At 55.4% G+C, this 12,299-nt stretch carries 12 protein-coding genes and 1 riboswitch; of the genes, 5 read left to right on the top strand and 7 right to left on the bottom strand.

All coding sequences use genetic code 11. From position 1 onward, the window contains the following. Positions 1-16: 16 nt before the first annotated feature. From VI25_RS08575 to VI25_RS08555, 4 genes are all read right to left on the bottom strand, one after another. Positions 17-358, bottom strand: coding sequence for a hypothetical protein (locus VI25_RS08575; RefSeq protein ID WP_045688431.1), 342 nt, complete (start codon positions 356-358; stop codon positions 17-19). Beyond that, positions 355-792: an O-antigen ligase family protein gene (locus VI25_RS08570; protein ID WP_055562434.1), complete on the bottom strand. Its 438-nt coding sequence runs from the start codon at positions 790-792 to the stop codon at positions 355-357. The genes VI25_RS08575 and VI25_RS08570 overlap by 4 nt, the downstream gene beginning before the upstream one ends. 561 nt (positions 793-1,353) lie before the next feature. Beyond that, on the bottom strand, positions 1,354-2,394 hold the full coding sequence (locus VI25_RS08560; protein ID WP_045688429.1) for a glycosyltransferase family 9 protein: 1,041 nt from the start codon (positions 2,392-2,394) through the stop codon (positions 1,354-1,356). Positions 2,395-2,440: 46 nt separating this feature from the next. After that, positions 2,441-3,208 (bottom strand): glycosyltransferase family 2 protein, encoded by a 768-nt coding sequence (locus VI25_RS08555; protein ID WP_045688428.1) that lies wholly within the window; start codon positions 3,206-3,208, stop codon positions 2,441-2,443. Between the two features lie 128 nt (positions 3,209-3,336). Between VI25_RS08555 and VI25_RS08550 the strand changes: the two genes are divergently transcribed. Together VI25_RS08550 and VI25_RS08545 are read left to right on the top strand one after the other, a co-directional pair. Further along, entirely contained in the window at positions 3,337-4,209 is an 873-nt protein-coding gene (locus VI25_RS08550) for an SDR family oxidoreductase (protein WP_045688427.1), read from the top strand. Positions 4,210-4,435: 226 nt separating this feature from the next. Continuing rightward, a complete protein-coding gene (locus VI25_RS08545; protein ID WP_045688426.1) occupies positions 4,436-5,479 on the top strand; it encodes an LLM class flavin-dependent oxidoreductase in 1,044 nt (347 codons plus the stop codon). Positions 5,480-5,607: 128 nt separating this feature from the next. On the opposite strand, the gene ahcY is transcribed toward VI25_RS08545, so the two are convergent. Both ahcY and VI25_RS08535 read right to left on the bottom strand, forming a co-directional pair. Further along, positions 5,608-6,927, bottom strand: coding sequence for an adenosylhomocysteinase (gene ahcY / locus VI25_RS08540; protein ID WP_045688425.1), 1,320 nt, complete (start codon positions 6,925-6,927; stop codon positions 5,608-5,610). A 150-nt stretch (positions 6,928-7,077) separates the two neighbouring features. Next, positions 7,078-7,797 carry a DUF4397 domain-containing protein gene (locus VI25_RS08535; RefSeq protein ID WP_045688424.1) on the bottom strand — a complete coding sequence of 240 codons (720 nt, stop codon included), beginning with the start codon at positions 7,795-7,797 and terminating at the stop codon, positions 7,078-7,080. Positions 7,798-7,962: 165 nt separating this feature from the next. Here VI25_RS08535 and VI25_RS08530 point away from each other — a divergent pair, with 165 nt between their 5' ends. Then, entirely contained in the window at positions 7,963-8,589 is a 627-nt protein-coding gene (locus VI25_RS08530; protein ID WP_143437022.1) for a hypothetical protein, read from the top strand. 154 nt (positions 8,590-8,743) lie between these two features. Beyond that, entirely contained in the window at positions 8,744-9,931 is a 1,188-nt protein-coding gene (locus VI25_RS08525; protein ID WP_045688422.1) for a class I SAM-dependent methyltransferase, read from the top strand. Between the two features lie 69 nt (positions 9,932-10,000). On the opposite strand, the gene VI25_RS08520 is transcribed toward VI25_RS08525, so the two are convergent. Further along, positions 10,001-10,600: a DNA-3-methyladenine glycosylase gene (locus tag VI25_RS08520; RefSeq protein ID WP_045688421.1), complete on the bottom strand. Its 600-nt coding sequence runs from the start codon at positions 10,598-10,600 to the stop codon at positions 10,001-10,003. A gap of 102 nt (positions 10,601-10,702) precedes the next feature. Further along, positions 10,703-10,930: riboswitch (cobalamin riboswitch) on the top strand. A 160-nt stretch (positions 10,931-11,090) separates the two neighbouring features. Here VI25_RS08520 and VI25_RS08515 point away from each other — a divergent pair. Further along, positions 11,091-12,299: TonB-dependent receptor (locus VI25_RS08515; protein ID WP_152981549.1), on the top strand; the 1,209-nt coding region annotated here is incomplete at its 3' end.

Here is a 12,299-nt window from a genome sequence, read left to right as displayed (position 1 = left end):
CAGACAAATATATGCTTTATACCGTGGGACAAACGGAAGGTTTGCCCACTGAGGTACAAGCAGCGCGGCGCTCGTTGGCTACCACTAGGAAGCCGTAGAAAAACACGAAAAGGTTGAACCCAATCTGCAACTGAAGAAGAGAATCTACCAGCATAGCAGTGGCCTGTATCAACAGGAACCGATACACGTACGCATTCTGCCGCAGGGCGGGTTTCATTAAAGGCCCAAAGAGTACCAGCAACCATAGGCTCAAGCCTACCACACCGGCGGCCACAAGCTGGTGTAAATACTGATTGTGAACCATCACGCGGTTCTCGGGTTCGAGGCCGAAGCTCTGCCATTCGTACTGACGCATCATGCCTGATAGGCATCGGCCGGGCCCACGCCTAGCCACGGATGCTGCTGCGCAACGATGACGGCTGTTTTCCATGCCGCAAAGCGCCGCGACAAGGAATACTGGTTGATATCATGTTCTTGCTGAAACTGTTGGACGTCCCAAATGGTAGCGTGCATGCGCTGCTGCACTGGTTCCAGGGTTTGATACGCTAGCCAGGGAACAACACTCAGCGCGCACAGTAACGCTACTCCGCCGAGGACACGCCGTCGCAATAGTAGCCGGACTGCTTCTACTATTAGCATAACGTAGAAGGCTAATAATCCCGTACGGTAAGCTAACAGATGAAGCGTGAGAACTGCTAGTATAACTGATACTACCAACGCCCAACGTACAGGCGGCGGGGTATAGGGATTGCGCCGAAGCAAAAGCCCTAAAAAGGCCGCTAAGGCAAGCATCAGCCAAAGTGAATATGAAATATACCTGTTACGGAGGGTAAACTCTGCCCTAACCCGAAAGCAACATTTGCGGCGGCAGCGTCGAGAAAATATACTCCCAACGTTGCCATTCCGACCAGGGCAGTACCAACTACATACAAAGATCCCACTGCGCAGCGCTGCCGCTCACTTAGCGGTACGGCCACGGCAAAGGTGAAAGGCACGGCCAACCAAGGCAGCTGCCGGTATACCTCATGCCGCCAGACAGGCCAATCATCGGTATACAGACAACTTACCAAGAGCACTGCATATAGCAACGCGGGCGCCCAAACGCTTTGTAGGCGTATCCACTGAGGGAGGGTGCGGCGTATTTGTGGATTAGTGGCAGCGGCTAGTACACCTACAATTGGGCACAATGCTACTAGGGCCCGGGAGGCAAGCAGACCCGTTACGCCTGCCACGCTAGCTAGCAAAAGCAGATACTGGGAAAGCTTTCCGCTAGCCCACCAGTGCCGCCAGCGAGATTGAGAACTAGTAGGATGTAGGAACGATGTGGTGAAGGCCATTACGCGAGCAAGTAGATCAGGAGGCGACCGAAGGCAACGGCTGCCACCCTTGAATCTGGGTAAAAGCGAGTACGGGCGACAACGCTTTCATACACGAACAAGCAGCCGGCTCCGATCGGCAGTCCTCACACCCCGGTTTGTCGAAGACTATATACTCGGCATGGGGACCTAGCGGGGCCCAACGGCCGGGGTGCATAGGACGGATGGGCGGATAGAGGCCTAACGCATAACGGCCCAATGCTGCTGCCAAGTGCAAGGGGCCCGTGCTACCCGCCACTAGCCCGTCGGTAGTGGCAATAAAAGCTAGGAGTTCTGGCAAGCTGAGCTTACCGGTTAGATCGGCGGCTATGTAGGGCTGATACTCCTGTAACCACTCGCGCAGTTCCTCCCCTTCAGCAGCCGTGCCTGTAACAAAAACATAATGTCCTGCTTGGTGCAGAAGCTTTGCCAATTCGCCAAAGTTGGGTAGCCCCCACTCCCGCGCGCTGCCTCGGCTGCGGGGATGCAAGATTACGCGCAGTTGCCCTAGCTGTTGGGTGGCAAGTGGTACTTGTATGCTGGGAGGTACTGGAACGGTAGGAAGTAGCTGCACTAAGCGCGCTACCTCAGACAACGTCATTCCTTTGGGGGATCCCAAGGGTTGAAGCAACGACATATTCAGTTGCGCTTCGTGCAAAGGAGAGTTTTTCCTGCTCAGACTTATCAAGCGGTTACAAGTTAGCCAGTGAAACCACCGGTTGCGGGTGCCAATACGCAAGGCTATACCAGCCTGCTGAGCTAGCTGCGCAATGTGCTTGTTAGGAAAAATGTGCAGTACTACATCTGCCTGAACGGCACGAACGGCTTCTACTTGGTCCTTGGCTGCTAGCTGCTTGAGCTCGTCGTAATTCAGAAAAGCGTCTACCCACGGGCAGGCTTCGGCTACGGCTTGCGTGTATGTGCGCCCTAGCAATACCACGTGGCATTCCGGAAATAGCTGCTTGAGTTGCCCGCACACGGGCAATGTCAGAACTACGTCGCCAATAGCATCGGTACGACTTACAAGGAAGGTTTTCATGCAAAGGCTGGGGTAGCAGATACTAATGGAGGAGCAGGCTTTGACATTATTTTGCCCCGCTGTTTTTGGTTTTTAGCTTGGCAAATTTCAGGAAAACGCCCCAGGCTGAAATGGTAGCAATGCTAAGGCCTGCAAAACCATCGAGCATACCCAGCCGAAAGAAGTACCCATGAGCGAACTTCCACCAAGGCTTCACCACCAGTTGAAAGAGGGATACATTGCGCTTGCCCCGTATCCACAGTTCCTCGGCAGCAATACTAGTGAAGCGGTTGAGTTGCGCCACGTGCTGCTCCACTGAGTTGTAAGAGTAGTGCAAGGCATCACCCGCCAACATCCCAACAGGCTCCCCCGACGACACCTCATACCGCTCGTGCAGGAGCAGCCCCATCCATTGGCCCTGACGCCGGTCGTAGAGACGCAACTTACGGTCGGGGTACCAGCCGCCGTGGCGAACCCACGTACCGCAATAGTTGGTAAGGCGAGCCATTGTATAGCCGCTACCCCGCCAATTTTGCTTAGCCGCCAAGATGCTCTGGCGAAGTTCCTCCGTCAGCACTTCGTCAGCATCTAGTTGAAGGACATAGTCGTGCTGGGCTTGGGCGGTAGCAAAGTTTTTCTGCTGGACGTATCCTGCAAAAGCATGCTGCACTACCTGGGCTCCATGTTCCCGGCAGATTTCCACGGTGCGGTCGGTAGAGAAACTGTCTATCACTACTACCTCGTCTGCTATGCCGCGCACGGCTTCCAGGCAACGAGCAATGTTAGCTTCTTCGTTGAAGGTGATGATAACAACAGATAGTGGAACGGCACGCATAGGGACAAATATCCGGATTTTGGCGGCGCAGTCAGTTCAAAGCTGCTCGGCCACTTCAAGTAAAGTTCAGCTTCACGCGTTTGCCTGCGTATAGGTACTTATCAATTGTCACCTTTCTGCGCGCTCCTATGCCCAACCTAAAAGACCAAATTATCCTTGTTACGGGTGCCACATCGGGTATCGGTAAAGTCACTGCGCTTGAACTGGCCAAGCAAGGCGCCTACGTGGTGCTGCTAGCACGCAACGCAGAAAAGGCGGAAGCTACCCGCCGGGAAATAGTAGCTGCCGCAGGCCATGACCTGATAGGCGTGCTGCTCTGTGACCTCTCCGACTTGAAACAGGTGCACCATGCCGCCGAAGCCTTTCAGCGCACGTATCCCCGCCTCGATGTGCTGGTGAACAATGCGGGTTTGCTATTTGGTCAGTCCCGCAACGTATCAGCCGACGGCTATGAAATGGGCGTCGCAACCAACCATCTCGGCCCATTTCTCCTTACAAGCCTATTACTGGACGAGCTTCAAAAGAGCTCAGCAGGCCGCATCGTAAACGTAGCTTCCGAAGCCTACCGGTTTTCCAAGCCTGATCTGAACGATTTTCAGTCGGAGCGCCAGTATAGCCCGTTGCGGGTATATAGCAACACCAAGCTTTACAATATCATGTTCACTCAGGAGCTAGCTCGGCAGATGCGCGCACGTGGCATACGCAACGTAACCGTTAATGCGGTACACCCCGGCGCTGTAGCCAGCAACTTCGGCGACAGTTCCAGCGGCTGGCTTTCCACGCTCACTCAGCTCTTCCGGCCCTTTATGCTATCAGTAGAGCAAGGTGCAGCTACTAGTATCTTTCTAGCCTCCGAACCCATTGGCGCCGAAATCAGCGGCGGCTACTTTGAGAAGAAGCAAGCCAAGGCCGTAAAGCACTCATTCAATACGCCAGAGAATGCTCAGGCGCTGTGGCAGGAAACCGAGCGCCTCGTGCAACATAACTTTTTTCAACACTAGCGCTTGAACTCTGATAAGCGCGTGGCAGCCTGCTACGGATCCATCGGCATGGTAGGGCTGTAGTTTCAGGGATACAGCACTGTTTATCAATGCTTGACTGCTGTGGCGCTAGTTGTACTTGTAGAGTAACTCGGAGTTCATATCTACGAGAAGCACCCGTGCTATTTCTGAAACAATTTGTGACCTTGGTGCTTCCTCCACTTATTCAACTGGTTTACTTGATTTCATGGAACTAGGTATTAGCTCCTTTGGCGAAGTAGCTCCCGCACACGTAGCTGGGCGCGACCAAGCAGCGGCCACCCGCATGCAAGAACTGCTGGCCATGGCCAAACTTGCCGACGAGGTAGGGTTAGATGTACTTGCCTTGGGTGAGCACCACCGCCCCGACTTTATCATCTCCTCCCCGGAGGTAATACTGGGTGCGGCGGCGGCCGTTACGAAGCGCATCCGCTTGTCGAGTGCCGTTACGGTACTCAGTTCGGCCGACCCCGTGCGAACGTTCCAGAACTTTGCCACCGTCGACTTGATTTCTGGAGGCCGGGCTGAGATTCTGGCGGGCCGTGGGTCTTTTATCGAGTCGTTTCCACTATTTGGTTACAACCTGCAGGACTACGATGCCCTGTTTGTGGAGAAGCTCAATCTGCTTTTGAAAGTCAACTCAGAAGAGGTAATTAACTGGCAAGGCAAGCACCGCCCCAGTATTGCCGGCAAAGGTGTGTACCCTCGCCCGGTGCAAGACAAGCTGCCCGTATGGATTGGTGTTGGTGGCACTCCTGCTTCGGTAGTGCGAGCCGCCCAGCTAGGTCTACCGCTTACCATTGCCATATTAGGCGGCGCCCCGGCCCAGTATGTGTCCTTCACCGACCTTTACCGCCAGACCTATAGCCAAGCGGGCCACGATGCTGCTCAACTACAACTAGCTATCAACTGCCATTTCCACGTGGCTGAAACAGCCAAGCAGGCAGCCGACGAGTTTTTTCCACCTTACTCGCAGCTTATGAACCGTATTGGCCGCGAACGGGGCTGGTCGCCAATGTCGCGCCGGCAGTTCGACTACCTGTGTGGGCCCGAAGGGCCTTTGCTGGTGGGTAGCCCCCAGGATATTATCGATAAGCTGCTGTACCAGAAAAGACTGTTCAACAATACCCGGTTTCTAGCCCAACTAGTGATTGAAGGTATTTCGCACCAGAGCGTACTGCGTGCCATTGAACTTTTCGGACAGGAAGTAGCGCCCGCCGTGCGAGCTGCTATTGGGGTGGCAGTAGCGTAGCACTCCGCTTAGCTATACCATACCCAATGCAAGGCGGCATAGTTTCCGCTACAGCTAGCCCCAACCAAAAGAAAAGCCCGCCTGACGCAATGCCAGGCGGGCTTTTCTATGCAATATTTTAAAATTGCTTAGTAGCGGTACAGGTCCGATTTGAAGGGGCCTTCTACCGTTACGCCGATGTACTCTGCTTGCTTCGGCTTCAACTCATCCAGCTCAACGCCAATTTTGGCGAGGTGCAGGCGAGCTACCTTCTCATCGAGGTGCTTGGGCAAGGTGTACACTTTGTTTTCGTACTTGTCGGCGTTTTGCCACAGCTCTAGCTGCGCTAGCGTCTGGTTGGTGAACGAGTTCGACATCACGAACGAGGGGTGACCAGTGGCGCAGCCCAAGTTTACCAAGCGACCCTCGGCAAGGATAATTACCTCTTTACCGTCGATGTTGTAGAGGTCAACCTGAGGCTTCACGGTATCCTTGGTGTGGCCGTAGTTTTTGTTCAACCACGCCATGTCAATCTCATCGTCGAAGTGACCGATGTTGCAGACGATAGCCTTGTCCTTGAGGGCACGGAAGGCGCTTTCGGTGATGATGTCGCAGTTGCCGGTAGCGGTTACTACGATGTCAGCTTCCTTGATAGCATTTTCCATCTTCTTCACTGCGTAGCCGTCCATGGCAGCTTGCAGGGCGCAGATGGGGTCAATTTCCGTTACGATAACGCGGGCGCCAGCACCACGCAACGAAGCAGCAGTACCCTTTCCTACGTCGCCGTAGCCAGCTACTACGGCAATCTTGCCAGCCATCATCACGTCGGTGGCGCGGCGAATAGCATCTACGGCCGACTCTTTGCAGCCGTACTTGTTGTCGAACTTCGACTTCGTTACGGAATCATTGATGTTGAAGGCAGGCATGGGTAGGGTACCGGCTTTCACGCGCTCCAGAAGACGCAGAACACCCGTAGTCGTTTCCTCCGAAATGCCCTTGATGCCTGCTGCCAACTCGGGGAACTGGTTCAGCACCATGTTGGTCAGGTCGCCACCGTCGTCCAGAATCATGTTCAGGGGCTCGCGCTTCTCACCGAAAAACAGTGTCTGCTCAATGCACCAGTTGAACTCTTCCTCATTCATGCCTTTCCAAGCATATACGGGAATACCAGCCGCCGCAATAGCGGCCGCCGCGTGGTCTTGGGTAGAAAAGATGTTACACGACGACCAGGTAACATCAGCGCCCAGCTCAATGAGGGTTTCAATGAGCACTGCCGTTTGAATCGTCATGTGCAAGCAGCCAGCAATGCGCGCACCTTTCAAAGGCTTGCTAGCGCCGTACTCTTCGCGTAGGGCCATCAGACCGGGCATCTCGGCCTCGGCCAAGCGGATTTCTTTGCGGCCCCACTCGGCGAGGCTCATATCTTTTACTTTGTACGGAACGTAGGCCGTCGTCTTAGTCTCAACCATAGTGGTAGAAGAATGCGTGTCGTGTTTCAACTGCAAAGGTACGTGATTTGTTCTCCTCTCTTGTTGCAGGATATTAGCCCTCGCCCTAAAGCACACAACCCGCCCTAGCCGGAGCCAGAGCGGGTTGTAATGCACTCAAGATCAGAATGCTTATTTGTTCTCAATGAAATCTGCTTTGATCTGCAGATCAGAAGTCAGGCCCGATGCCGAGCCACGAATGAGCAGTGTGTAGATTTTACCAGCCGTCAGGGCCTTGCTGTTAATCAGGATAACAGGCACATTGCTAGAATTAGCCAAGTACAGGTTGCTGGTTGTGGCATCTATCTCAGTGAATGCCGAAGCATTGCCGAACGAGATATTAGGCAGCAGCAGCGTAGCCGTTCCCGTAGATTCGGTACGATACAGCGTGAGTGGAGATGCAGCACCTAAGCCCAGGTGCACTACCCGGATTTTAGCTTTGCCGCTGGCGGGAGCCGTCAAATCGTCCTCTACCCACAGTGGCCCTATGGAGTTGGCGGTATTGGAAGGACTATACGCAAACAGGGAGTAGTTCTTGTCCTTGCTGATAGTTTGGGTAGTAGTAGCCACGGTGGTGGTCGTACCCGTCACGTTTACCTTGAACACCCGGCTGCCGGTAGTAAGCGGTTGGTAGCCGGTGCTCTCGCCGTAGTTCAACTCTTTAATGGCGGCGTCATCGGCCAGCACTGACACTTTCACGTTGGCATTGGGCGCTACGTGCACAGCCATTATCCGAGCTTGATCGGGCGTTGCCGGGCTATCATCGTCATCGGAGCAGGAAGAGAAGGCCACGGCGGCTGGCAGAGCCGCAAACAACGCAGCGCGGCGAAGCAGGGGAACCAAGGTTTTCATAGGCTGCAAAAAATTAGGAATGGAAAAGTCCAGAAAGTTGCCGGCTCAACGAAGCGGTACTGCTTTTTGTTGAGTTGGGTCGAAAAATTTTCTCTCGGTGAATTGCACTTTTTTCTCGGCGGATCACTTAGTAAGTGGCAAATCAGACTAGTAGCTTTGCACTGTATGCATTTTGATAATATGACAGCCGTTGCATTTTCCGCCGCCGTACGCCGGATTACCTTGTTATTTGTGCTTCTCTTAGGGGGTAGCGCCGTTCGGGCTCAGCAGGTGCCCACTGCCATCCAACTCAGCCCAGAGGATAAGGAGCGCGGTCACAACGGAATTCAGAAAAACTTCTTTTTCACTACCGGCCAAGGCACTACAGAGAAAGAGTATCAGAATGCTGGTTTCTTTGGTCAGGGCCTCCGTCCTTACTTAGCTGGCAACCAAGAAGCCTTGGATAACCTGAACCGGTACCGCCGGCAGAAATGGTTGTTTCTGGCCGAGCGCCTGACGTTCGTTAGCGCCATTGGCGTGTACGGGCAACAAGTGTTAGCCAAGGACTCAGAGCAGCAGTATTTCAACAGCACGCAGAGGGTAGCCGCCGGCGTGGCCATGGCTAGCCTACTGAGTAATGTGCTGATTACGCGCAATACCAGCGTGCACTTCCAGCGGGCAGTAGATGCGTATAATGCTGGTATGCCAGCCGCTCGTATGGGTGCCTTGCAGCGTCTGCGCCCTTCGGCTATGGGCATAGCCGCCGCGCCAAGTGGCCAGCCGCTACTTGCCCTAACCTGGAACCTACGCTAGGCTATTCGGCGTTTCCTACTACACTACCTAATAAGGAGGAATCCACTAAGTACTTCGCCCGGCGCGAGGCACTTGGTGAATTCCTCCTTACGTTTGGTAGTATTTTCGCCGTGGTTCATTGACCAGGGCCGACGCACTTTCGTAGGAAACCTACATGGAATACCCGCTGCCGGCAGCGGCTCGACAATATGTTGTTGAGCATCTGCACGACGACCCCGCTAAACTGGCGCTGCAAGCTCGCCGCTATCCTGGCTTGCCCGTACCCGACCTAGTACGGCAGATTCAGGCACGCCAGAAGGCACGCCCCAAAGTGCCTATCTGGGCCGATAATCCGGACCTCATTTTTCCGCCAACATTGTCGGTTGAGCAAGCCTCTTCGGCGCGTACGGCGGCCTTTAAAGCCAGCCTCGTGCAGGGGCAGCGCCTGGCCGACCTCACTGGGGGCTTTGGCGTAGATGCGGCGCACTTTGCTGCCACTATCCCCGAAGTGCACTATGTGGAGCGTAACGCGGCGCTGGCAAACGTAGTCCGCTACAACTTGGAGCAACTGGGCATACAGAATGTGCAGTGCCACGCCGAGGATGCGGTAGCGTTTTTAAAGAGCACTCCTGACACCTTTGATTGGCTGTACCTAGACCCTGCCCGTCGCGACACCGCCGCCCGTAAGATTTTCCGTCTGCAAGATTGTGAGCCCGATGTTCTACGCTTGCTGCCACTGCTCTTGCACAAGAGCCGGAGCGTGCTGCTCAAGACGTCGCCCATGCTTGATATTGAGCAAGCGCTGCACGAATTGCGCCAGGTGCGCCGCCTGTGGGTAGTAGCCGTTGACAATGAGTGCAAGGAAGTGCTTTACGAACTCGGGGCCGAGCCAGCCGTTGACCCGGAGCGCTTCACCATAAACCTGCGTCGGGATGGCACGCAGCAAGAGTTTCGTCTGAACCGGGCCCGCGAAGGCCGAGCCATTGCCCGCTACGCTGAGCCCCAACAGTATCTCTACGAACCAAACGTAGCAATTCTGAAAGCAGGTGGCTTCCGTAGTGTAGGCACTGCCTTCGAGCTTTTAAAGCTGCACCAGCATAGCCACCTCTACACCTCCGACACGCTCCGGCCCGAGTTTCCCGGCCGTATTTTCCGCATTCGGGCCGTGGAGCGGTACGACGCGCAAGCATTACGTACCCACTTAGGACCGGAGGTGCGCGCCCACGTAACTACCCGCAACTTTCCTGATACCGTGGCCGAATTCCGGCACCGCACGGGTATTCGGGAGGGCGGCGAGTTGTACATCTTTGCTACCACCAACCTGGAAGGAAAGCTGATGACACTGGTTTGCGAGAAGCTGTAAACAGCATCATCACTTTATAGACTGGGTCGAGGCGCTATCTACTGGCAGCACCTCGACCCAGTCTATTTTTTATTTGGCCGGGCTCGTCCAGGGGCTACCTATAATTCGGAAGCGCCACGGAAGGGCCGCGTCGGTACCAGCGTAGTCTATTCCCACTCGGGGAGAGGCTCTAATCTCAGTGTCAGGTACGGGAGCCCCTCGGTCTTCCAGCCACACAACGTCGCTGGTAAGGCTGGTGCCATAGAGGGCAGTAGTGATGCCTAGCGCCTGGGTCAGGAGCCCCGGCCCACCCGTCAGATTACGCTGCACAGAAGCCACGCCCCGCCGCAGCAGCATTTCCGGAATACCCTCCGTAGGCTCCAGCCCCCGAATGAGTACAGCATCAGCTTTACTGGCTTCGTTGGTGATAATGTTAAAGAGGGTGTAACGGCCGTAAATAAGGTAAGCGTAAGCCACTCCGCCAGGCTCATACATCACCTGAGTGCGGGACGTGTAGCGGCCCAAGTGCGAATGACACGCTTGGTCGTTGATATGGGCGTAGGCTTCCGTTTCAACAATTATACCGCCCGTGAGTACCCCGTCGATGCGCGTGAATAGATACTTACCTAGCAAGTCGCGGGCAATCTGAACGGGGTCAGGGCGGCGGTAGAACTCTATGGGGATTTTCATGGGAGCAGTTAAGCAAATCGGTAATGGATGGTGGTAGCTCGTGCCCCAAGGGCAAAAGCTACTCCTACCTACGGACTAGCTTGAAGCATAGGCGACATTGTGTATCTTTGCTAACGTAGAGGTGGCCAGACCCCGATTGTGGGGCGCGGCTGAAAAGGGAATCCGGTTAGAAGCCGGAGCTGTCCCCGCAACTGTACGCTTCAGAAGTTGGTGCGCCTCAGCTGCCACTGTTTCGATGATGGTTTCTTTCTAGTTGAAAGAAACTGGAGGAATGGGAAGGCGGCGCATCAGAAGCAAGCCAGGAGACCTGCCTTTGCAATTCCCATGTTCAGCGCCTTCGGAGGAAGGGCGGAGAACGAATGCAGTGGCTACCCCCCGCGGGCAGTTGATTTTTCTGTTTTCGGCCTCGGCTTTGGCTTTGGGCTCCGGTTTCGGAATCCACGGTTGAAGTTTTGAACTGACGTTTCCTACCCTGGAAATTTTGGTTCGGATGATTGAGTTTTGCGCAGGACAACTACCCACGGCTACCGTACTACGGGCCGGGTGGTGCCTACTATGGCTAAGCGGCAGCATGCTGGCGAGTAGCACAGTAGTGGCTCAGCGCGCTCCCGCCCGCCTCACCGATTCTATTCAGAGCTTACCCACTGTTCGGGTACAGGGTGTGCGTCCAAGCCGCTTTGCCGTGGGAAGCCGCGTCACTACTGTTCTCGATTCGACTACTATTCTCCCGACGGGTAGCACCTTGGCCGAGGCATTGGCTGCCCGCACCCCCTTGTACCTGAAGGAATACGGACCGGGACAATTGGCTTCTATTTCCATTCGTGGCACTTCGGCTCAGCACACGGCAGTGTTGTGGAATGGCTTCAACGTTATGCTGCCCACCCTGGGCCAAAGCGACTTTTCCCTTCTACCCCTTAGTGGCAACACCCGCGCCGACGTGCAACACGGCCCGGCAGGCGCTACCTACGGCACGGGCGCAGTAGGGGGCACCGTGCTTCTGTCGTCGCCGGTGGTGTGGGGAGCAGGCTTGCGCGGCACCGTGCAGTTAGATGCTGGCAGCTTTGGACTGCGGGCAGGTAGTGTAGAAGGAAGCTTTAGCAACCAGCGCCTGGCCGTACGCACGGCGGCTTCCTACCGCACAGCCGATAATGACTTCCTCTATTCCACCCGTGAAATAACGGGGCTAGTAAGCCGCCGCCAGGAAAATGCCGCGCAACGCCAATGGAGTCTAGCGCAGGACGTGACGTTGCGGGTAGGCCAGCGAGGCGAAGTGCAGGCCTCGGCGTGGCTGACAGACGCCGACCGTCAAATTCAACCTTCCATTGGCTCGGCCAATACGCATGCACGCGAGCAGGATAAAAGCCGCCGCCTGCTGACTGGCTACCGGCACGTAACTAGCCGTCATGAGACTGGGGTGCGCGTGGCGTGGTTTGAGGATATACTCAACTACCGCAACGATGCCACCACTAGCAACTCGACGGTGCGCACCACCCAGGCCCAAGCCGACCATACCCGAAACTTTGGCAGCCGGGCCAGCCTGCGGGCAGGAGTAGAAGCCCAGCATTTTGCCGTGGTGCCGGAGCTTTACCGACGGGAAGTAACCGAAAACCGTTTCGCGGGCTACGTGCTGCTACGCTACGACCCGCACCCAACCGTGCATCTGTCGGCTAACGTGCGTCAGGCGGTGCTCCCCGGCCGC

The sequence above is a fragment of the Hymenobacter sp. AT01-02 genome (genome assembly GCF_000961955.2).
Classification (GTDB): Bacteria; Bacteroidota; Bacteroidia; order Cytophagales; family Hymenobacteraceae; genus Hymenobacter; species Hymenobacter mucosus.
The sequence above is the reverse complement of the archived record's forward strand: the minus strand, read 5'-3'. Positions and strand labels throughout refer to the sequence as shown.